This is a genomic window from Exiguobacterium qingdaonense, from assembly GCF_018617855.1.
Lineage (GTDB): Bacteria > Bacillota > Bacilli > Exiguobacteriales > Exiguobacteriaceae > Exiguobacterium > Exiguobacterium qingdaonense.
On the sequence record NZ_JACSKY010000003.1, the window covers coordinates 1 to 22,273 of the forward strand.

Sequence of the window (22,273 nt, forward strand, 5' to 3'; positions counted from 1 at the left end):
AGGTCGCGATGCGGCTCCGGGATTGCCTGCGGAAAGCGTGGGCGCCGGAAAGGCGAGCGATATGATTCATGTTAGTCAACAGCCTGAGACGCTTCCAGCGTCTTTTTTCGTTTCATTCCAGTTTTGTTTTGATGTGACACAATGCGTACACAAAGAAATGATGATATAATGGAAATTGCACAATTTAGCTAGGTAGTTGAGGAGGGGAGCATTTGCCGCTACTTGAACAAGTATCATTTTTCTCATTTTTAAATCTTTCAGAAAACGTACATTGGTACGATTATTTGAATGACGTTTTAGATATTGTCGTCGTCACGTATGTCATTTATAAGTTAATGATGATTGTACGTGGGACAAAAGCAGTTCAATTGATTAAAGGGATTTCCATTATTTTAGTTAGTTGGTTCTTGAGCGGTTTCTTCGGGTTGAAGACGCTCCAGTTCTTACTGAATCAAGTGATCACATATGGTCTCCTTGGGATTATCATCATCTTTCAGCCTGAGTTGAGACGGGGGCTTGAGCATCTCGGACGAACGAGTAACTTATTCGGTCGTACGGGGACGAGTGATGAAGAACAACAACGACAAATCATCGAAGCCATCGTCAGTTCGGCACAATATATGTCGAAACGACGAATCGGAGCATTGATTGCAATCGAGCGTGATACGGGGCTGAACGAATACGTAGAGACGGGTATTCGGATGGATTCGCACATCACCTCACAGTTGATCATTAACTTATTCATACCAAACACACCGCTTCATGACGGAGCGATGATTATTCAGGATGGGAAGATTGCGGCGGCAGCCTGTTATTTACCGCTTTCAGAAAGTCCACATATCGATAAAGCACTCGGGACGCGTCACCGGGCAGCCATTGGTGTGAGTGAGGTGACGGATAGTGTCACCCTCACCGTTTCAGAAGAAACGGGGGCGGTCTCTCTTGCGATTGCAGGACGACTGTATCGTGAGTTAGATGAAGAAGCACTTCGAAATAAATTGATTCAAGAACTCGTCATCGAAGAAAAAGAGGCGACCCTCTCGTTCTTCGGCAAAAAAGGAGGGGACAAGTAAGTGATTGATCAGTGGTTACAACATAAGTGGTTTCTCCGCTTCATCGCACTTGCTTTAGCCGTTCTTTTATACTTAATGGTTGCCGAGACAAGTTCTTCAAACACGGCTTCGAGCGCATTACCGATCGTTGGACAAAGTTCGATGGTGCTTGATGTGCCGGTCGAGGTGTTTTTCGATGAGGTGCAGTATGTTGCATACAACGTACCGGAAGAAATGGGTGTCGAGCTTCAAGGTCCATCGAGTAGTTTAACGATGACCAGATTGGTGAAAGATTATCAAGTGTTCGTGGATTTGACCAATCTCGGAACTGGCTTCCATCGTGTCCCGGTCGAGGCGCGAGGGTTCGGTGGTGACGTCAACGTCCAACTGGACCGAGAGACTGTCGAGATTTATATCGATCGGAAACAAACGATTGAAGTGCCCGTGTCGGTCAACTTGTTAAACAAAGATCAGTTACCAGAAGGTAAAGTGGCGGGCGATGCCAAGATTGAACCATCGACTGTCAAAGTGACAGGTGGCGCGAGTCGGATTCAAAACGTCAAAGAAATCACCTTGAACGTCGATGTCGCGAATCAAAACCAGACGTTCACACGTGAAATTCCACCGACCATCCTAGATGCGAATGGGAATCCACTGAACGTGTCGGTCGATCCGAACATCATCAATGTGACCGTACCGATTTACAATGAAAGTGCGATGGTTCCCATTGAGGTCGTCACGAGCGGAGAGGTAGCGGATGATTTTAGGTTGGTCGATACATTGCTAGGTGAGACAGAAGTCCGTGTCTTTGCGCCCAAAGCGGTGCTCGATACACTCGATCAAGTGGAAACGGAACCGATTGAACTAGACGATTTATCAAAATCGGAAAAAATAACGGCCACACTCCGACTTCCCGAAGGAGCCACATCATTTAATAAAAAGGAAGTGGAAGTCCAGGTGCTCGTTCGTCCGAGCGACGAGACGAAAGATGACACCGGGGAGTTGACGGAGCGGATTCGACTGACCGTTCCAATCAATATTCGCGGATATGACCGAACAAATTACACCATTCAAACGCAAGACGTCGTCAGCGTGACACTTTCAGGCAAACGTTCCTTATTGGAGAATCTTTCTTCGAACAGCGTCAACGTGACGTTGGATTTGACCGGATTACCGAGCGGGACACATGCGGTAGATGTCGATTATGAAGTACCAAAAGGTGTGACTGTGATTTCACCGAAAACAATCGATGTTCAATTGACGAGCGTCGATGAAGAAACAGAAACATCTTCGATTCAATAAAGATGTTCAATCATACAAAAGTGAGGATTTAATCTTATGGGTAAATATTTTGGAACAGATGGGGTTCGCGGTGTCGCCAACTCTGAGTTAACTGCTGAATTAGCATATCGTTTAGGTCGTGCGGGTGGCTATGTGTTGTCGAAGCATTTGCCAGAGGGCGAGCAACCGAAAGTATTGATCGGTCGTGACACACGGATTTCAGGACATATGCTCGAAGGTGCATTGATTGCAGGTCTTCTCTCAATCGGTGCAGAAGTGATGCGTCTCGGTGTCATCTCGACACCTGGAGTTGCCTACTTGACGAAATCGCTCGATGCAACGGCAGGTGTCATGATTTCGGCATCGCACAACCCGGTAGCCGATAACGGAATCAAATTCTTTGGTAGCGACGGCTTTAAATTAGATGATGCGACTGAGCAAGAAATCGAAGACATCTTGGATGCTGCGGAAGACACGCTCCCGCGTCCGACAGGTAAGGACCTCGGTTTCGTATCGGATTACTATGAAGGTGCGCAAAAATACCTTCAAATGTTGAAGCAGACCGTAGAAGAAGATTTCGACGGCCTTCACATTGCACTCGACTGTGCGCATGGAGCGACGAGTGGACTTGCTGCTCGCCTCTTTGCTGACTTAGAGGCAAACGTGTCGACGATTGGAAACTCGCCGAACGGTTTGAATATCAATGAAGGTGTCGGCTCGACACACCCTGAGCACTTAGCTGAGTTCGTTCGTGAAAAAGGAGCGGACATGGGCCTTGCCTTTGATGGTGACGGGGACCGTTTGATTGCGATTGACGAGAACGGTGAAATCGTTGACGGGGATAAGATCATGTACATTTGTGGGAAATACTTGAGTGAAAAAGGTCGTCTGAAAGACAATACGATTGTCGCGACGGTCATGAGTAACCTCGGATTCCATAAAGCCGTGGAAGAAGCGGGTATGTCGGCGCTTCAGACAGCGGTAGGCGACCGTTATGTCGTTGAAGAGATGAAGAAACACCAATATACACTCGGTGGTGAACAGTCCGGTCACTTGATTTTCCTCGATCACTCGACAACGGGCGATGGCATGCTATCTGGTGTGCAATTGGCAGAAATCGTCAAATCAACAGGGCGTAAACTATCTGAATTGGCGGCTGAGATGCCGGTTTATCCGCAAAAACTCGTCAACATTCGTGTGACGAATAAAAACGATGCGATGAACGGAGAGCGTGTCTTGGCGACGATTCAAGAAGCGGAAGCGGAAATGGCTGGAAACGGTCGAATCCTCGTCCGTGCATCAGGAACAGAACCACTCGTTCGTGTCATGGCAGAAGCCCCGACAGCGGAAGAATGTGACCGCTACGTTGAACAAATTGCGCAAGTCGTGCGCGAAGATTACGGCGTAGACGGATAAAATTCTCAAAACCGGGAATAAAACAAGGGAATCCAACATTGGATTCTCTTTTTGTTTCCGTTTTGTCATCGAGAAAACAAGGGATTTTCTTGACGAATGGGGGTGTGATTTGTACTATTAAGAGCGTGACCTTGGAAACGGAAGGGCACAAGAGTACGAACAAGCGCCAGAACTCTGCGGAGTTGACGAGGTTGGAGGTTATCGAGATTTCGGCGGATGCCTCCTCGTCGCCTGTCACGACGAAAAATATGCTTTTAAAACGCCCGGGCGACCGGACGGACAAAGAAGCGTGTACTGACAGCTCTTAGAAAAAGACCGTTTCCTTTTTCGAGAAATCGAAGAATAGAGGAGATTTGTTTATGTGTGGAATTGTAGGAATGATTGGGAATACCGGAGCGAAGGAAGTCCTTCTCAAAGGTCTAGAAAAACTTGAGTACCGTGGTTATGACTCGGCAGGTCTTGCGTTGATGCATGAGAATGTCAACGTTCACAAAGAAGTCGGTCGCATCGCTGCGCTACGCGAAATCATCCCAGCAGAAGTAGACGGCACGATTGGAATCGGCCACACACGTTGGGCGACACACGGGGTACCGAGTGTACCGAACGCCCACCCGCATCAAAGCACGACAGGACGCTTCACGCTCGTGCATAACGGCGTGATTGAGAACGACGAAATCATCAAGAAGACGCTTGACGTCCCATTCCTTTCGGAGACGGACACGGAAGTCATCGTCCAGCTTATGGAGAAGCACTTCGTTGAACTCGGCGATGTCGAGGCGGCGTTCCGCAAGACGCTTTCGGACCTCCACGGTTCGTATGCGATCGCGATGATCGACTCAGAGGACAAAGAGCGCCTCTATATCGGCAAGAACAAGTCCCCACTTCTCGTCGGACTCGGTGACGGCACGTTCAACGTTGTCGCATCGGACGCGATGGCGATGCTCCAGGTGACGGACCAGTACCTCGAGCTCCACGACGGTGAGATCGTCATCCTCACACGCGAGTCGGCGACAATCAAGACGCTCGACGGCGACGTGCTCGAGCGTGCACCGTACACGGCCGAGATCGATGCGTCAGACATCGAGAAGGGCACGTACGCGCACTACATGTTGAAAGAGATGGACGAGCAGCCGGCCGTCATCCGCAACATCATCCAGCACTACCAGAACGAGAACGGTGACATCGAACTCGCAGAAGGCGTGCGTGAACTCGTCTCGGAAGCGGACCGCGTCTATATCGTCGCATGTGGTACAAGTTACCACGCTGGTCTTGTCGGGAAGCAATTGATTGAGCGCGTTGCAGGTGTACCGACTGAAGTACACGTCGCATCAGAGTTCGGTTACAACATGCCACTTTTGACAGAGAAGCCACTCTTCCTCTTCATCTCACAATCAGGTGAGACAGCGGACAGCCGTGCCGTCCTCGTCGAAGTGAAAAAACTAGGTCATAAAGCGCTCACGTTGACGAACGTGGCAGGATCGACATTGTCGCGTGAAGCGAACGAGACGATGCTCCTCCATGCCGGACCGGAGATCGCCGTCGCGTCGACGAAGGCGTACACGGCACAGATCGCCGTTCTCGCGATTCTCGCGTACGATATCGCCCGTGCGAACGGGAAGAAACTTCCGTTTGATCTCATGCAAGAGCTCGCGCTCGTTGCAACGACGATGGACTCGATCATGGCGCAAAAAGAAATCTTTGAAGAGCTTGCAGATAAGTTCTTGAAAGAGTCACGTAACGCATTCTTCCTCGGACGTGGATTGGATTCATATGTAGGTCTCGAAGGCGCATTGAAGCTGAAAGAGATCTCATATATCCAAGCAGAAGGATACCCAGGTGGGGAACTCAAACACGGTCCGATCGCGTTGATTGAAGACGGGACACCGGTCATCACGCTCGTGTCTCAACCGAACACTCACCTCAACATCCGCGGAAACATCAAAGAAGTTGTGGCGCGCGGTGCCATCGCATGTACGATTTCAATGGAAGGAATGGAACACGAGAACGATGCATTCGTTCTTCCACGTGTTGAACCACTTCTCACACCACTCGTGACGGTTCTTCCACTTCAACTCATCTCGTATTATGCAGCACTTGCTCGCGACTGTGATGTCGACAAGCCACGTAACTTGGCGAAGTCAGTAACTGTTGAATAATGTTCAAGACCAAAATCTTTCGGGGTTTTGGTCTTTTTTGTTGCGATGAGTGAACGAACCTTCTAGCAATGAGCAATCTGACAAATAGATGAAATACTTAGCGGCACCATGTGGTGAAACGATTTCATGCTCTGTTGCGTATATACAATTAATCAAAAGGGGGATTTGAAACATGATTCAAACATGGACAGAGCGCACACATGACGCAATCAATGGAAAACGCAGCTTACTGCTAGCTTGGTCGTTTCTTTGTGCTGTTATTTTAGAGTTTAGCTCAATACTCGACCCGACATTGTATGGAGCGGAAGCCGATTCAGTACAGGCGATTGTATTTCTTTTAAGCACGATTGTTGTATCCTTCATGCTGTACCCACTTATCATCGGATATCACTGGGTTATCCTTGCCATTATTCGCGGGCAGCACGGACAGTTCCGTCATGTATTTCGACCGATGCAAGGGCGATACGGAAAGCATCTACTTTCTGTCGTCTTACTTTCTATTTTTCGAGTACTATGGACACTTCTGTTCATTGTCCCAGGAATTATGAAGTACCTCTCCTATGCGTTCACTTATTTTATTTTACGGGATGATCCGGAGCTGTCAGTCATGGATTCAATCACGAAGTCACGCGCATTGATGCATGGGCGGAAATGGGAGGCATTCAAATTGATTTCGCCGTTCATCCCGATTTACGTGACCGGCTTCACGTTGTTCGTGATCGTCGATTCTGTATTACTTTCTGCGTTAGCCCTTTCTATAGCGACGATTTTAGTCCGGCCATTTATCGTTGCACGCTTTGCTGTCATGTATGAGGACATGCGCCGAACGTACGACGAACAATGGAACAAGTCAGCCTGAAGCATATCGGACGGACGTTTCAATCAATAGGCATGCTACAATCTTCATGAAGGAAAGGGGAAATGCTGAATGAAGATTGGAATCATTGGGGCTGGTCTGAGCGGGGTTGTCGCAGCACGTGAACTCGCACGTCGAGGTCATACGGTTGAATTGATTGAAAAGAGTCAAAGCGTCGGGGGACGTTTGGCGACTCGTCGAATCGGTGACGGACAAGCGGATCACGGGGCCGTCTATTTCACCGTACGTGGGGAAGAGCTCAAACGCGAGGTACAGTCGTGGATGAGTGCGAACTGGGTGCGTGTCTGGTATGCGGATCCTTATCCGCGATACATGGGGACGGATGGTATGAATGGACTCGCCAAGCATCTTGCTGAGGGATTGACCGTACACTTAAATGAACGGGTGGAGAACGTTCAGGTAGAAGGAGACAGAACCATCACAATCAAGACAGACGTGACGATACGTTCATATGATCGAGTCGTGATGACGGCACCGCTTCCACAGTCATTCGAACTACTAGGGAGTTTGGTCGACCAGATCGAGCCCGCGCTGCACCGTCTCGTATATGCGCCGACGTTCGTCGGTCTCTTTGAATGTGCAGGTGATGTACAGATTGGAATAGACGGGATTCTCGATCACGACCTGACGCCAGGCGTATTGAAAGTAGTCAATAATCGCCAAAAAGGAATCTCTAAGACATCACTCCTTAGCGTCTATATGGAAGAGGGGTGGAGTGAGGAATGGTATGAGCGACCGGAAGAGGAGACGCTTGCAGAAGTTGAGCGGTTATTCCAGGAAGAAGTCGGTGATATCGATATCTTGTCACGGCAATTGAAACGTTGGCGTTATGCGCAAGCGAAAGACGTGTGGCATGAACCGTTTTATCAAGTGAGCTATCATCCCATCTATTTAGCAGGGGATGTCTTCCTTGAGTCCGATGACCCATCCGGACGAACGCGATTCGAAAGTGCCTATCTGTCCGGGTTACGCGTGGCAGAAGCGATTGAGAAGAGCATGGATCGATTAGGACACTCCTGATCGGTCTTTTTATTTGACGTCATTTAGTTTAGGGCATAAACTATAACCATCTAGTTTAGGGGGTAAACTAAAAATGAAAGCATTGATGCGCGAAGCCGTGCAGTTATTTGAAGAAGTGATGTTCCATGGGACGGAACATGTCATCGAAGCAATGGAAGGGGATGTATGGCGTGAGTATTCGCGTGAACAGCTCCAACTGTTGAAGTTACTCGATCAATTTGGACCGACCCCTGCTGGACAGTTGGCACAAAAGCAAGGTGTCCATAAAAGTGCGGTCTCGAATCGACTCAAAAAACTCGTCGAAAAAGAACTCGTCACGAGTCGACGTGGACAAGACCAACGCGAACGATTGATTGAATTGACATCAGAAGGAAAGCGGCTCGTCGAGGAAGTGGACGGTGCCGTCTATCGATATGTAGAATCCCTCATCGATGGAGAAGTAGACGAAATTGAAATCGAGCAGTTTGTTCGGACGTTCCGAAAAATAAAACAATTGCTCCGAATCGGGGAGGAATAATACGTGCATAAAGTCATTCAATGGCGCTGGGGAATCTTCATTTCCCTCATCGTATTGACGGCAGCATTATTTGTCGCAGCACCAAACTTAACGAAACAAGCAGAAGAGGCAGGGAGCTTCCAACTTGCGGACGACATGGACTCGCAACGCGCACAAGCGATTTTAGATAAAGCCGGGAAGAGTGACAAGACCATCTCCCTCGTCTATGAGTTCGAATCAATCGGTGAGACGGAGCGAACAGATGTCGCGCGTGTCATCGAAGAACTTAAACAAAACGAAACGGTCGTGACCGATGTTCTCGACCCGTTCGAAAATGAGGAGACGGAGACGCAGCTTGTCTCAGAAGACGGACGCATCGTCCTCGTCCCAATCACGGTAGAAGGTACGACGGAAGAAATCAATGCGTTTGCTGATGATGTCCGTGAAAACGTGCTTCCGCAAGAGGAAACGGTATATATCACTGGGGAAGAAATCATTAACAATGATGTGAACTTAAGTGCCCAGGAAGGATTGAAAAAGACAGAGATCATCACGGTCGTGTTGATTTTTGGATTACTCCTTCTCGTCTTCCGTTCCATCGTGACTCCGTTCATCCCGCTCATCGCGGTCGGATTCACGTATCTATTGAGCCAATCATTTGTCGCGTTCTTCGTGGATTGGTTCGGGTTCCCGGTGTCGAACTACACGCAGATCTTCCTTGTCGCCATCTTGTTCGGGATTGGGACAGACTACTGTATCCTGCTTCTTAGCCGTTATAAAGAGGAACTCAGTGCAGGACATGCCATCGAAGACGCCATCGTCAATACGTACAAGACGGCTGGACGGACGGTCCTCATCAGTGGACTCGCGGTCTTCGTCGGTTTTGCCGCCATCGGATTTGCTGATTTTCCAATCTTTAAATCAGCGGTTGCCGTCGCGGTCGGGATTGCGGTGTTGCTGTTGATTCTCTTCACGGTCGTCCCGTTCTTTATGGCGACGCTCAAGCAACGACTGTTCTGGCCATCGAAGAAAGCAGGCGAGCATCATGATAGCAAACTCTGGGCTGGATTGAGCCGATTGTCGGTCAATCGTCCGTTCTTATCGATTTTGGTCGTCGGATTGATTACAGTACCTATCTTATTCACATATGACGATGCCCGTTCATTCAATACGGTCGATGAGATTGGAGACGGGTACGATTCGGTTCGTGGACTGAATTTGATCTCAGAAGGGTTCGGTCAAGGGGAATCCCTTCCGGTACAAATCATTTTGAAGCAAGATCAAGCCATTACGGAATCGGAAGTCCCATACATTGAAATGTTCGCAAGCGAGCTTGAAAAAGTCGATGGAGTGAGCGGCGTACGTGCCCTCACACGCCCGACTGGTGAAGTCATCGACGATTTCTATGTCGACACACAACTCGGTGAAGTCAGCGATGGCTTGTCTGAAGCGCAGACGGGTCTCGGGGATGTTCAAACTGGATTGGATGAGATTGAGCAAGGGCTAAACGCGATCGTTGGACAACTACCAAGCGGTTCAACCAATGCTGGGGCACCGCTTGCAGAAGCAGCAGCGGGGCTGAATCAGTTGAATGGTCAACTTGGTCTCATTGGGCAAGGATTGACAGCGACGCAAAACATCCCTGCTGCAGTCGGACAGCTCGCTCAAGTGTCGGCAGGACTCACACAAATTGAATCGGGCATCAGTGAAGCCGCGTCCGCATTGAATGCGCAAGGGTCTCAGGTTGGTGAACTTAGCACCGGATTATCGCAACTCGCGACAGGTGTCGGCGAAGCGAACGACGGATTAGGACAAATCGAGTCGGGCCTCGGCGAAGCGGTTTCGTTCTTGCGACAGTTGAGTGAAGCAGATTCGCTTCGGGAGACAGGCGTCTATCTTCCTGAAGGAACGCTCACGTCAGATGAATTCTCCCCTGCCGTAGAACGCTACGTCTTTGACGAAGAGACAGCTACTCAGCTCGAGGTGGTACTAGAGATGGATCCATACTCACCAGAAGCGATTGATGTCGTCGAGACAATTAAAGAGACGATGGATCGTTCTGTTATGGGGACACCATATGCAGATGCGACCATCAGATACGCAGGTATCTCAAGCATCAACAGCGATTTGAATGAAACGTCAACGAACGACTTCAATCGGACGGTAGCCATCATGCTCGTGACGTTGTTCATCGTCTTGACGGCATTGTTCCGCTCGATAATCATGCCGCTCTACATGATCGCTTCGCTTCTCTTGACGTACTATACGTCAGCGGCGATTACAGAGCTGATCTTTGTCGAGGGACTTGGCTATGACGGCATTAGCTGGGCCGTGCCGTTCTTTGGCTTCGTCATGTTGATTGCCCTTGGAATTGACTACTCTATCTTCTTGTTAGATCGATTCCGGGAAGAGACGATCAATGGGAAGACGGTCCGTGAGGCGCTCATCCACTCGATGACGAAGATGGGTACCGTCATCATGACCGCCGCAGTCATCCTCGCCGGGACGTTCGGTGCCATGATTCCGTCAGGCGTGCTCAGTCTCGTCCAAATCGCGACGATCGTCATCACCGGTTTGTTATTGTATGGCTTGATTGTGTTACCACTCTTGATCCCAGCCATTACGATTTCATTTGGGGATGGTGTCTGGTGGCCATTCCGGTCAAAGAAAAAGTCATAAGCAGAAACGGATGTCTCGTATGATGAGATATCCATTTTTTTGGATAATTTGCAGGAGATTCGGGAACAGAAAGGCAGGTCCATGATCGAAGGAGGAATACTGTATGGAGGAAATCGTCATTACTGCTATCTTGAAAGCTCATCCTGGAAAAGAAGAGGCGTTACGTGATGCGTTGCACCGTGTGATTCCACCGTCACGAGCGGAAGAAGGGTGTCTCGCGTACGTTCTTCACGAGGCAATCGATGCGCCAGGTACGTTTGTCTTCTATGAAAAGTACAAGGATGAAAATGCACTCAATCACCATATCCATTCGTCGCACTATCAGGCGTATCGTGATGAAGCCGGAGAGCTTCTCGCCTTACGTGAGGTCTATCGTTTGCATGAAGTCTGATTCTGGGAACTGAACAAATCGTGTAAACGTGTCTACCTAGTTGCATAGCAGAAGCCTCTCGAGACATATCTCGGGAGGCTTTTCGATTACGGATTGATTTGTGAGAGGGCATCTTTCTCGATGATGGTATCCGAGAGACGGAGCTGGTTGGTCGCGCGGTCGATGTAAGGGGCACATCGATCGAATGCGACTTGTTCTTCCGTCTCAATGGAATAGCACGTTCCATTCCCAGCACGTTCGGTCAAGTCTGGTTCGTAATAAAGATCTTCGTATCGGAAAGCACCCGTCCGGAAGACGGTCAGATTCGACGTATCATTCAATAGGGAGTCGCCAAGCATATATGCCGGAGAGATCCCAAGTAAATCGAGAATCGTCGGCGCGATATCGATTTGTCCACCACTCACCTCGATGACTTTCCCGGTCGTCAATCCAGCTGGTTTGATAAAAAGAGGGACAGCACGGTCAAGTCGAAACGCATCGACCGTCGAGTCCACTTTTTCGATTGTAGCCATTTCTTCCCCCTGTGCCGTCAGACCGCTATCATGGTCACCATATAGGACGAGAAGCGTCTCATCCCACAGTCCATCTTGTTTCAATCGTTCGATGAACTGACCGACTGCGGCATCGACGAAATGAACGGTGTGGTAATAATTTTCGAGAAGTGGGTCGTCAATTTCAGATAGGTCTAACCGTTTCTCTGAATCCGGAATATCGTACGGTGTATGACTCGTTAAAGCGACTAAAAACGCATAGAACGGTTCATTCAACTCTTCCAAAAATCCGGCCGACGTATTCAAGAAATCCTGGTCGTTGAGGGCCATCCCGATGATGCCTTGGTCTGGATAATCTTTGTCGCTAAAGAAATGATTGAATCCGATGTTTTCGTAAAAATCATCTCGGTTCCAAAAGTCCTTTCGGAAAGAATGCATGGCTGCTGTATCATAGCCTGCCTCGTTCAGTGACTGAGAGAGTGCACTGAACTTATTTCCTGGGAAACGCGTGTAGACGGAACCAGATTTGACTGGATAGAGTGACGTATTGACAATGAACTCCGCATCGGATGTCCGTCCCTCATGCGTTTGATGATACACGTTCGGGAAATAGAGCATATCACGTTGCAATCGGTTTAAGTTCGGTGTCAATTCCTGTCCGTTGATACGTTGGTCGATGACAGATGTTTGGAACGATTCGAGTTGTAAGATGATGACGTTCGTATCCGGGCTCGGGGAACTTAATTCCTGATACGAGAGTGCTTGAATTTGAGAACGCTCCTCGTCTGTCAGTCCCTCGTTCCACCCCATGGCACGCTCGACACCTCGGGCGACGTCCATCGCGTGATATCCCCAAAAGCCGAGATGATAGTATTCGCGCATATTGGAGACGGGATCGTCTGCAATCCATTTTTCCCCGCGCTGATAACTGAGCGTGAGCGGAGTCGTGAAAAGAAGAAATCCAAGTGTGAAGCCGGCAAGCGCCAACCGTCGTCCGTTCCGCTTCACTTCACGGACGGGATGACGTTTCATATAACGCAAAATCAAACCGTACATGATGAGGTCGATGAAGAAGAGCGCATCGATTGGGCGGATGAGCGTCAAGAAGCCTCCACCGACATCTCCCATCTGCCCGATATCAGAAAGTAAGGCGACAGACAAGAAGTCTTCAAAATAACGATAGTACCAGACGTCTGAGACGAGAAGGGTACTATGCAGAAATAGAGAAACGTATAAGATCCATCGACGAATCGAGAAAGACACGGCAAGTGCCCAGCTCGTCAGGAGTAAAATTGTCGCCAAGTTGATGAGGAAGAACGAAAAATCGAACGCCGTTGCGGTCAACCAGCTAAAAAAGAAGAGCTTTGCCAAAGAGAGTGACAAGTAGCTCCAATAGTCGAGATATTTCATTTGAGGTCTCCTAACACAAGATGTAGTTATTTTACTCTTTCCCTTTCTTATGAACAGAGGAAACGTAGAAAGTGTGATCTGAGATTCATTCTAAATCACAAATATGTAATATATATATTGCGTTAATGGAACATATATATTACATTTTAAGTGTTGGGAAACTCAATAAGGAGATAGACATGGGAAATAGAGTAAAAGAATATCGAGTAGAAAAGAACTATACTCAAACCGATTTGGCGGTGGCAATCGGGGTGACCAGACAGACGATCGGTCTAATCGAAGCGAATAAATACAACCCCTCTTTGAAACTCTGTATTGCCATCGCAAGAGTTCTTGATGTCACGCTAAATGATTTATTTTGGGAGGAGTAAAAGATGAAAAAATCATGGGTCACATTGTTTTTACCAAATGACGAATATAAAGAAAGGCAGTTATTGTACTTTATAGCTGAGGCTTTCGTTTTGTTCATTGGCTTATTAGGAGTAGCTGGTCTATTGAATAAAACTTTCAGTACATTTCACGCCGAGTCTCTCTTCATTTTACTGATTATTGCGGTAACGCTAAGTCTCTATGTATGGATTCGTTATATTGTCTCAGGTATGGAGTATGCAAATGTTGTTGAGAAATCTGAATATAAAATTGAACTAAGGAAACTGATTGGTTCTACATCGAAGTTTGCTGTTTTATTTGCTGGAGTGGCGATAGCATTAAAGTTGACGGGTGTAGTGGATTATTCGTGGATGGACTTGTTAGGAATGACCCTTCTTTCATACGGGTTACTTCTGGTCGCGCAGTTTGTTTCGCTTCAACGATCAGTTAGAAAAAATCGTGAGCTTTCATGACCGAGGTGATCTGTTTGTTTTACCTCAAATAGGACATCTTTGTCTTTAAGAATGCATAACAAAACCAGGTCCATGGGTGCATGGGCTCTGGTTTTGTTGGATAACTGTGAAGCTCTGATTATGTAATCTCGAACGTATCACGCAGTTCAATGATTGTTCCTTCCGGTGCTTTTAGTTTACTTAAATGTCCATCGACGACGAAGTAGATGTTGCCACCGTGCTTCGGTAAAAACGTTACGCCGAGTTGTTCGAGTCGTGCGACTTCCGCTTCGAGATCATCCACATAGAGGGCGAAGTGGACGGGACCGGCCACATGTTTCGAGTAGTCTTGTAACGTTTCATCCGTTTTAGCGGTCTGGAGCTCGATATAAAAATCCCCGAGCTTGAGCCAACTATTGAAGTCACGCGTGTGGAAGTTTGGAGACTCTTGGACAAGTTCAAAACCGAGCGCTTCGTAAAATGACTTCGATGCGGCATAGTCTGGTGTTTGGATACAAATGTGATGGATTTGTTTCATTAAGATGATTCCTCTCCCTCAATTTTGGTGAAGTGTACGATATGACCTAGTCAAATACTAAGTGGGGGAAGCTATGATGTGAAACAGACGACAGCTTCCCTTTTATTTTAGTGTACCGAAGAAGATACGGGAGAAAAAACTTTTTACGGGAGAAAGCGTATGAAAGAGAGAAAAGGATAGAAATCAATGAGGTGAAAGCATGGAAGGAAATGAAATCACGATTCAACCGATTGATGCAGTCAATCGAGAGGCGGTCATCGCCCTGACAGTGGACGAGAAACAATCTCGATTCATCGAGACGAATGCCGAATCCCTTCGAGAGATGATTGAGGATACGAAATACAATTGGCAGAGCTTTGCATTTTATGAAGGCGAGCGACCGGTTGGCTTCATGATGGTCGGAGCAGAAAACCAGACAGAACGTTACGTATGGCTCGACCGGTTCATGATGGATCAAAACGAACAGGGGAAAGGCGTTGGAACGAAGTGCCTACGCATGGCAGTGGAATTCATCCAGACACAATACGACGTGGATGATATCATCCTCAGTCTCCATCAAGAGAATGAAGCTGCGAAACGATTTTACGCAAAGAACGGCTTTGTCGACAGCGGCTTAATTGATGAATGGAATGGTGAAGCGATTTGGGTCTATCATACAAAAAACCGACCGTCATGAGTCGGTCGGATTCTCGGATGGACTTGTTTTTTGCGTGACATTCATAGCTGCCAAGAAGAAGGGGATAGCGGCAAAGAGAAACAAGGTAACGAACCAGTTTTGGAGAAATGGATCGACAAACGTCGGTTTTTCCAACCAGCTCCCAGTTGAGATTTCGGCGTATCAACGTATGTCGAGTGCGATGCGTTCGAGTGTGTATAAGAGTCCGGATAAAAACAACAAAATACCACCCGCTACAAGTTGATTGAAACGAGACATAAAACCCCTCCTCTATAGATGTTGTCTGTATTTTACCATTTTAATCCAATAAAGAGGCTTTTATTTGAGTATACTCGGTCGCAATTGTTTGACGCGTGACAAGACGAGCCAACCGAGAAGCGCGCCCGTCAAACTAGAGGCAAGGAACGCCGGGACGAAGAAGAACGCACCGAACGTCGAACCCATTAACAGTTTCGCATACGGGACGGCTATCAATGAGGCGATGACACCGGTCCCGATGATTTCTCCGAGAGCGGCAGCATAGACACGATTCGTGCGAATGAAAAAAATGCCAGCAAGAAATGCCCCAATCATGCCACCGGGGAATGCGAGCAGTGATCCTGTGCCGGTCATGACACGAATGAGCCCTGTCACGAAAGCGACGAGGACGGCTCCGATTGGGCCGACGGTAACAGCGGCAATTACGTTCACCATATGTTGAATCGGATAAGCGCGGGCGACACCAGTCGGAATTGAGATGAACATCGAGCCGACGACGGCGATGGCAACGAGCATTGCCATCCAAGTGAGTTGTTGAATACGCATGAGTAGTCTCCTTTCAAAATAAAAACGCCACGTTTCCAGACGGAAAAATGGCGTGGACATACAGAGACGTATCCCAAGCCACTTCCCTACGCTGGTATGAGCCAGATCAGGTTCAAAGGGTCCGGCACATGCCGTCTCAGCCCGAAGGCTCCCCTAGTGGTCGTTATTGATTTGAGTATAGCATAGCTAAAATTGGAAAGGGGGCGGAATTATCCCTCATTCTTGGCTAACAGGTCCTCATAGTCCTTCTCGTTCCAAAAGAGCGGTGAGATGGATTCGGGACCTTTTAAAATTTCTCCGTCCTGATCATATACGATGGCATACCCGCTCTCGACATCGAATACGAACAAGTCGGCAGTGACTTCGGTCACGCCGTTCCCGGCAATGATCACGTCATCGATTGGCTCTCGTGCGAGATCGACGCCCGCTTCATCGAGTTCGACGAGGAGAGCTGACGTGTAGGCATGATGGTCATAGACTGTTTGGAATTCATCCTGCGTGAGGACGACATCGGTAGGTGGGGCACTCGTACCGAATTTCCGATTTTCAATCTCTTCGACATATTGAAGGAAAGATTCCTCTTGCCAAAATAGCGGAGCGACCGATTCGGAGGCATTGATCACTGTTCCGTCCTGACCGTCGAAAATGGTAGCATACGTACCATCATCGAGCTTGAATGGGTAAATATCCGCATATGTATGCTCGAGTCCGTTCCCGGCGATGATGACGCGTTCGAACGTCTCCCGAAACGGTTTGATTCCTTGTTGTTCAAGGGCAGTAAGGAGCGGTTTCGTTTGTTCATATTGGTCATAGACGTCTTTAAAGTCCTCACGTGTCCATTCTGTTATGGGTTCATTCGGTGATTCGATTGGAATCGGATTGTCTGCCACCGTATCCGTACAACCTGTGAGTAAAAGTGCACTTAATCCAATCATCGCCCATCGTCTCATGTTTCCATCCCCTTAAATCCCATTTTTCACCATTTTATCACTTGTGATAAGTTAGTAGAACCTGTGCACATTCTCACTCAGGCTGAGGACATGTGACATACTCATCAAGAGTGCTCTTGAAATGAATGGCATCCTCTTCAGAAATCGTCACACCTGAGGAGGTGCCGTATCGAACCGCATGATACACGGACGGGTTCATCGGTAAATCGATGCGTTGGAACCACTCTTGCAGTGTCTCATGAGCACGCAATCGCTTGGCTGGTACGAGAGATTGATTGAATGTGATCAGTGCATCGCGAATCGGGACGTTCGTGAACGCCGTGAGCGTCGAAACGGACGAAGCGTGATTGTTCTGCACATCTTGTTGGAACAAGCCTGTGCTTGAATCGATGCTTCGTGTGCGCGCCAAACGCCGCTTCCGTTTTCGATAAATATAAAAGGACAGACAACCGATCGCAATCAAAGCGACCAATAACCCGAGATTTCGTCGTGTTGATTCTCCAGAGCTTGTCAATCTCTCGAGAGGTTTTATTTTTCCTTTTTGTGGGTCAGGTTTAAATGGGAAATTCGCTTCTTCCTCACTTAATAATATTCCATCCTCATCCGATAGGAGATCAGTCGGAGGACTATTACTTTCCTCGACAGGGATCGTTTTCGGGTTGTAGAGCCGTTCGAATACACTCGTCGTGATCATCATCATCGTAAAGGTGACGAGGAGTGTGGCGGCAATCATGAGAAAAAACTTGTTCGTCCAGCGCAAGAAGGTACCTCCTTTTGAATTTTCAGACTATTTGTTGTTTATCTTACCATAAAAAGGTAAAGTTTGATTAAGACAAAAAATGGAGGTCATCTTATGGGCATGGAACAGGTCATCAAACAGTTGAACGAGGTGTATTTAGGAAAAGAGGATGTCGTGCGTCTCTGTTGTACGGCGTTACTCGCGGAAGGACATATTCTATTAGAAGATGTACCGGGTACCGGAAAAACGTTACTGGCCAAAACGATTGCAGCTAGCTTCGACGGCGCGTTTTCTCGGATTCAGTTCACGGCCGACTTGTTACCGTCTGATGTGATTGGCGCAGACTATTTCAACATGAAGACGCAGACGTTCGATCATCGCCAAGGACCAATCTTTGCGAACATCGTCTTGATTGATGAAATTAACCGAGCGGTTCCACGAACGCAGTCCGCCTTGCTAGAGGCGATGGAAGAACGACAAGTTTCCATCGGGGGAGAGACATATCCGATGCCGAAACCATTTTTCGTCATCGCGACGCAAAACCCGATCGAATCGGCAGGGACCTTCCCGTTACCGGATGCCCAGCTCGACCGCTTCCTCATTTCGATTCCGGTCGGTTACCCTGATGTCGCTGAAGAGCGGGAGCTCCTCTTACAAGCCATGCGCCAAACACGGAAAACGGTGGAGGCGGTCGCGACGTTAGACGAGTTACGCCGTGCCCAGGAGGAAGTGAAGCAAGTATCGATTCAAGATGATGTCCTCGATTACTTACTCGGGCTCGTCCATGCGACACGAGAACATCAATCTGTCGAGGTCGGCGTCAGTCCACGCGGAGCCATCGCGCTCATGCGAGCGTCCCAAAGTTATGCCTATCTGAACAACCGATTGTACGTCATTCCGGAAGATGTGAAAGCCGTAGCACCTTATGTATTGGCCCATCGTCTGACGTTGACGCTTGAAGGAGGCATCAAATCGACGAAACAGGACATCATTCGTTACATCTTAGACACCGTCTCTGTGCCGGTCGAGGGTTGACAATGACGTTCTCGACACATAACGCCCTGCAAAAACAATGGATCTCAGTCTACGGATTCGCCGGGGTGATTCTCGTATTCGTTCCGTACATGGAGATTGTCGGGTATGCGCTTTGTTTACTTGCGGGCATCGTTTGGTTCTTTGAACGGACACGAAAACAGTTGGAACAAGCTCTTCGGCTTCATATACATACACACGAATCTCTTCTCTTCGTTGGGGATGAGACGGAGGTGCAACTGATTTTAGATGGAAGTGAAGTCGTCGAACGACTCGGGCTTCCGGTTCGTGTTCGGATGAAATCCAATACAGCGCTCAGCTTTCCAGCCCACGACCGGTCCCCAAATAGTTTGGATTTGACGTTACGGACAGATCAGGCTCGTCACTCGCTCCGCGTTCAGGCTGAATTCCGAGGCCCTGCCTACATCGAAGAATGCGTACTTGCTGTGACGCTCCCGTTTCATCTCGGGACGTACTTACTCGAGTGTCCCATCGACAAGCGATGGACGGTTTTACCGTCACTCTCGTTACATCCTCCAGTCGGCACGAAACGCTTGGCACTCGGTGACCGTCCTTTGACCGCATCACCACTTCGGAATCCATTGCAGGTTCTGGGGTCGAAGCCTTATGAAAGAGAACCGGTCAAAGAGATCGACTGGGTCGCCACGGCGAAACTTGGACGAGTCCAGTCGAAAGTCTTTCAAAAGACGTCACTCGATACGTTCACGTTCGCAGTCGATTTGAGTGGGCCGTCCGGCTACACGTTACATCACGACTTCGAGTCGATCATCAGCCAAGTCGCATATGTGACGACCCGACTCTTAAAAGAAGAGTGTAAAGTCGAGCTGTTCATCAACCGCTTCAACGGGGAAGGGAAGATGGAACATATCTCTCTTCAAGAGGGAGAACGAGGTTCACGCCTCATCCTCTTGATGCTAGCCGACCTCCACCCCGGGAACCGTTTCATCTCGACAGACGCGTTCGTCCGTATGGTCGAACGGAAACGCTTGAAGCAAAGCCACCTCGTCTGGTTCAATCAGCATAACCTGTATGACTAACAAGGAACTTTTCTTCTTCTGGCGAACTGTATCATACAGGGATGACCGAAGGGAGAGATTCATATGCCAAAGCGGAAGTATGCGAATCGACGAGACTGGGAACGGATTATAAAAAATCGTTATGCACAAGTTCGTGTTCAGACGGAACAATTTTCCGGAGTGGTCGCCTTGTTCCAAATCGATGAGGTGAGAGCACCTCAATATAAAATGCATAACGGCGAAGAATTCATCGTGGCAGATGCCGGTTTTGGCTGGCTCCAATATTTCCCGGACAATGAACCGTTCGGCGTGACGGTTATGATCAATCCAGGAGGCGAAATCGTGCAATGGTATATCGACCTCGTCGACCGAATCGGCGAAGAAGAGGGGATTCCATATATGGATGACTTGTTGCTCGATATTCTCGTGTTTCCGAACGGGGATATCGTCAAAAAGGATGAGGATGAGTTCGAGGCGGCGGCCGAAAGCGGGGAGTTGACACCTGAACAAGTCGAGCGGGGATGGCGTGAGTTCGAAGCGACGCTCGAACGAATCGAACGTGGAGACTTCATCTACTTTGATTTGGCAAAAGAACATTACGAACAGTTGAAACAAATGCTATGAGCGAACAAACTCTCTCTGCTACAGTAAGAGCGTAGGAGGGGGAGTTTTTATGAGAAAAATTGAAATCGAGACGTGGGCACGACGTAAGCACTTCGAGTTTTTCAAAGCGTTTGATAGTCCACATTTCAACGTGACGGCAAACGTAGATGTCACGAATTTATATACATATGCCAAGGCGAGCAATCAATCGTTCTTCAAACTTTTTTTATATGGTGCGATGAGAGCGGCGAACGCGATTCCGGAATTGCGCTATCGGATCCGTGGAGAAGAGGTCGTCGAACATGAAGTGGTCCACCCATCGTTCACGGTCATGTTAGACGAGGATGTTTTCAATTTTTGTTCGGCCACGTTCGATGAAGATTTACCGACGTTCTTACAGGAAGTGACGAAGCGAATGGAACAAGCCGCTGACGAAGTCGTGGTCGGGGATGAAGAGCCCGACGACTTACTGTATATCACTAGTGTCCCGTGGGTCACATTCACGAGCATCATGCATCCGACGCATCAGCAACAACATGACAGCGTGCCGCGCATCGCCTGGGGCAAGTTTGAACGTCAAGGCGAGCGTCTGGTCATGCCATTATCCGTCCAAGCCCATCACGCACTCGTCGATGGGGTGCATATCGGCAAGTATTACGAAACACTAAAAACGTGGTTAGACCAAGATTTCGCACAGGAGGGGACCGACGTGCCAGAAGAAAATGAGTTTAATCGAGCCGTCCGTCTACGCGAGGAGGGACAACTCGAGCAGGCGAAGCAACTGTTCTTGTCGCTCTTACGGAAGGATGAGAAGAATCCGAGACTTCATGCATACTGTGCATGGTGCTATGACTCGCTCGGGGAAGAGAGACAAGCCGTCCCGCATTATGAACGGGCCATCCGACTCGGGTTGACCGGGGAAGAGTTGGCGGAATCATATCTCGGACTCGGCAGTACGTATCGGGCACTCGGTCGATACGCGGAAGCGGAACAGTTATTTGAAGAGGCAATCGAGCAATTCCCGAATCACGGGGCGCTCAAGGTATTTCAAGCGATGACCCATTATAACGTCGGTCGCCATGAAGAGGCGACCGGTGCGTTACTCGAGTTACTCGCTAGCCCGAAACCGGACGAGAGCATCGCGCGGTACCGCCGTGCCATCGCGTTTTATGCCCGAAATCTAAATGAGACGTATGGTTGAATGAAAATGAGGCGGGCGACCCGTCTCATTTTTTTGAATCAAATCAATTGACGGACTAATGAGTGCATGTTACATTTATCTTGAATTAAAGATATTAATTTGAAGTCAATCACTCTCTTGAACAAAGGAGGGAGACAGATGGAACCGTCTGATGCATTGAAAACGATTACCGTGCTGTTACGCGCCTCTCAGTCGCTACAGGACCTGGTGAAGCAGGAAGTAGCGTCGTACAGATTAAACGCGACCGAATTTGCCGTACTCGAGTTTTTATACCATAAAGGGGATCAACCGATTCAAGTCATCGGAAAGAAAATCCTTCTCTCGAGCGGGAGCATGACGTACGTCGTGAATCGGTTAGAAGAGAAGGGGTATCTCGTCCGTAAGGCTTGTCCGAGCGATCGACGCATCACATACGCCGCGCTGACAGATGACGGAGAACGTTTGATGCAAGACATTTTCCCTAAGCATACGGCGCATATGGACGCGTTGTTTGAAGGAATGCACTTAAACGAAACGATAGAACAGTTGAAACAAATTGGGAAGCGGGCAGAAGCCGCAAAAAATTTTAATCATGTATCTTGAAATCAAGATATAAAGGAGAGA

At 48.4% G+C, this 22,273-nt stretch carries 22 protein-coding genes and 1 riboswitch; of the genes, 17 read left to right on the plus strand and 5 right to left on the minus strand.

Annotation, left to right across the window (positions count from 1 at the left end; genetic code table 11):
• Window positions 1-212: 212 nt before the first annotated feature.
• The 9 genes from cdaA to KNP00_RS04905 all read left to right on the plus strand — a co-directional run bounded on the left by cdaA (window position 213) and on the right by KNP00_RS04905 (window position 11,368).
• Window positions 213-1,073: a diadenylate cyclase CdaA gene (gene cdaA / locus KNP00_RS04865; RefSeq protein ID WP_215142806.1), complete on the plus strand. Its 861-nt coding sequence runs from the start codon at window positions 213-215 to the stop codon at window positions 1,071-1,073.
• Window positions 1,074-2,354: a CdaR family protein gene (locus KNP00_RS04870; RefSeq protein WP_215142808.1), complete on the plus strand. Its 1,281-nt coding sequence runs from the start codon at window positions 1,074-1,076 to the stop codon at window positions 2,352-2,354. It begins immediately after the preceding gene.
• A 36-nt stretch (window positions 2,355-2,390) separates the two neighbouring features.
• Window positions 2,391-3,749, plus strand: a complete 1,359-nt coding sequence (glmM, locus tag KNP00_RS04875) for a phosphoglucosamine mutase (protein ID WP_215142810.1) — start codon at window positions 2,391-2,393, stop codon at window positions 3,747-3,749.
• A 359-nt stretch (window positions 3,750-4,108) separates the two neighbouring features.
• A complete protein-coding gene (gene glmS / locus KNP00_RS04880; RefSeq protein ID WP_012727635.1) occupies window positions 4,109-5,905 on the plus strand; it encodes a glutamine--fructose-6-phosphate transaminase (isomerizing) in 1,797 nt (598 codons plus the stop codon).
• 172 nt (window positions 5,906-6,077) lie between these two features.
• Window positions 6,078-6,764, plus strand: coding sequence for a DUF975 family protein (locus KNP00_RS04885; RefSeq protein WP_215142812.1), 687 nt, complete (start codon window positions 6,078-6,080; stop codon window positions 6,762-6,764).
• Window positions 6,765-6,833: 69 nt separating this feature from the next.
• Window positions 6,834-7,802, plus strand: a complete 969-nt coding sequence (locus KNP00_RS04890) for an NAD(P)/FAD-dependent oxidoreductase (RefSeq protein ID WP_215142814.1) — start codon at window positions 6,834-6,836, stop codon at window positions 7,800-7,802.
• A gap of 73 nt (window positions 7,803-7,875) precedes the next feature.
• Window positions 7,876-8,319, plus strand: a complete 444-nt coding sequence (locus tag KNP00_RS04895; RefSeq protein ID WP_214785181.1) for a MarR family winged helix-turn-helix transcriptional regulator — start codon at window positions 7,876-7,878, stop codon at window positions 8,317-8,319.
• Between the two features lie 3 nt (window positions 8,320-8,322).
• Window positions 8,323-10,977, plus strand: coding sequence for an MMPL family transporter (locus tag KNP00_RS04900; protein WP_215142815.1), 2,655 nt, complete (start codon window positions 8,323-8,325; stop codon window positions 10,975-10,977).
• 103 nt (window positions 10,978-11,080) lie between these two features.
• Complete coding sequence (locus KNP00_RS04905) at window positions 11,081-11,368, plus strand: putative quinol monooxygenase (protein ID WP_215142816.1); 288 nt, start codon at window positions 11,081-11,083, stop codon at window positions 11,366-11,368.
• Between the two features lie 86 nt (window positions 11,369-11,454).
• Here the strand turns inward: KNP00_RS04905 and KNP00_RS04910 are convergent, their stop codons facing one another.
• Window positions 11,455-13,269 (minus strand): LTA synthase family protein, encoded by a 1,815-nt coding sequence (locus tag KNP00_RS04910; protein WP_215142817.1) that lies wholly within the window; start codon window positions 13,267-13,269, stop codon window positions 11,455-11,457.
• Window positions 13,270-13,448: 179 nt separating this feature from the next.
• Between KNP00_RS04910 and KNP00_RS04915 the strand changes: the two genes are divergently transcribed.
• Together KNP00_RS04915 and KNP00_RS04920 are read left to right on the plus strand one after the other, a co-directional pair.
• On the plus strand, window positions 13,449-13,640 hold the full coding sequence (locus KNP00_RS04915; RefSeq protein WP_215142818.1) for a helix-turn-helix transcriptional regulator: 192 nt from the start codon (window positions 13,449-13,451) through the stop codon (window positions 13,638-13,640).
• A 3-nt stretch (window positions 13,641-13,643) separates the two neighbouring features.
• Window positions 13,644-14,111, plus strand: a complete 468-nt coding sequence (locus KNP00_RS04920) for a hypothetical protein (protein ID WP_215142819.1) — start codon at window positions 13,644-13,646, stop codon at window positions 14,109-14,111.
• A 118-nt stretch (window positions 14,112-14,229) separates the two neighbouring features.
• Here the strand turns inward: KNP00_RS04920 and KNP00_RS04925 are convergent, their stop codons facing one another.
• A complete protein-coding gene (locus KNP00_RS04925) occupies window positions 14,230-14,628 on the minus strand; it encodes a VOC family protein (protein ID WP_215142821.1) in 399 nt (132 codons plus the stop codon).
• Window positions 14,629-14,827: 199 nt separating this feature from the next.
• Between KNP00_RS04925 and KNP00_RS04930 the strand changes: the two genes are divergently transcribed.
• The gene (locus KNP00_RS04930; RefSeq protein ID WP_215142823.1) at window positions 14,828-15,304 is read left to right on the plus strand and encodes a GNAT family N-acetyltransferase; all 477 of its coding nucleotides are present in this window, start codon (window positions 14,828-14,830) and stop codon (window positions 15,302-15,304) included.
• A gap of 318 nt (window positions 15,305-15,622) precedes the next feature.
• Here the strand turns inward: KNP00_RS04930 and thiW are convergent, their stop codons facing one another.
• The 3 genes from thiW to KNP00_RS04945 all read right to left on the minus strand — a co-directional run bounded on the left by thiW (window position 15,623) and on the right by KNP00_RS04945 (window position 17,818).
• Window positions 15,623-16,108 (minus strand): energy coupling factor transporter S component ThiW, encoded by a 486-nt coding sequence (gene thiW, locus KNP00_RS04935; RefSeq protein WP_215142824.1) that lies wholly within the window; start codon window positions 16,106-16,108, stop codon window positions 15,623-15,625.
• Between the two features lie 66 nt (window positions 16,109-16,174).
• Window positions 16,175-16,273: riboswitch (TPP riboswitch) on the minus strand.
• Between the two features lie 44 nt (window positions 16,274-16,317).
• The gene (locus KNP00_RS04940; protein WP_215142825.1) at window positions 16,318-17,058 is read right to left on the minus strand and encodes a hypothetical protein; all 741 of its coding nucleotides are present in this window, start codon (window positions 17,056-17,058) and stop codon (window positions 16,318-16,320) included.
• Between the two features lie 73 nt (window positions 17,059-17,131).
• Window positions 17,132-17,818: a hypothetical protein gene (locus KNP00_RS04945; protein ID WP_215142826.1), complete on the minus strand. Its 687-nt coding sequence runs from the start codon at window positions 17,816-17,818 to the stop codon at window positions 17,132-17,134.
• 93 nt (window positions 17,819-17,911) lie between these two features.
• On the opposite strand from KNP00_RS04945, the gene KNP00_RS04950 reads away from it, so the two are divergent.
• From KNP00_RS04950 to KNP00_RS04970, 5 genes are all read left to right on the plus strand, one after another.
• Window positions 17,912-18,832 (plus strand): AAA family ATPase, encoded by a 921-nt coding sequence (locus tag KNP00_RS04950; protein ID WP_215142827.1) that lies wholly within the window; start codon window positions 17,912-17,914, stop codon window positions 18,830-18,832.
• Between the two features lie 2 nt (window positions 18,833-18,834).
• On the plus strand, window positions 18,835-19,887 hold the full coding sequence (locus tag KNP00_RS04955; RefSeq protein ID WP_215142828.1) for a DUF58 domain-containing protein: 1,053 nt from the start codon (window positions 18,835-18,837) through the stop codon (window positions 19,885-19,887).
• Between the two features lie 63 nt (window positions 19,888-19,950).
• Window positions 19,951-20,490 carry a ribonuclease FAU-1 family protein gene (locus tag KNP00_RS04960; protein WP_215142829.1) on the plus strand — a complete coding sequence of 180 codons (540 nt, stop codon included), beginning with the start codon at window positions 19,951-19,953 and terminating at the stop codon, window positions 20,488-20,490.
• Between the two features lie 49 nt (window positions 20,491-20,539).
• Window positions 20,540-21,670: a tetratricopeptide repeat protein gene (locus tag KNP00_RS04965; RefSeq protein ID WP_215142831.1), complete on the plus strand. Its 1,131-nt coding sequence runs from the start codon at window positions 20,540-20,542 to the stop codon at window positions 21,668-21,670.
• A gap of 138 nt (window positions 21,671-21,808) precedes the next feature.
• Window positions 21,809-22,252: a MarR family winged helix-turn-helix transcriptional regulator gene (locus tag KNP00_RS04970; RefSeq protein WP_215142833.1), complete on the plus strand. Its 444-nt coding sequence runs from the start codon at window positions 21,809-21,811 to the stop codon at window positions 22,250-22,252.
• Window positions 22,253-22,273: the final 21 nt, after the last annotated feature.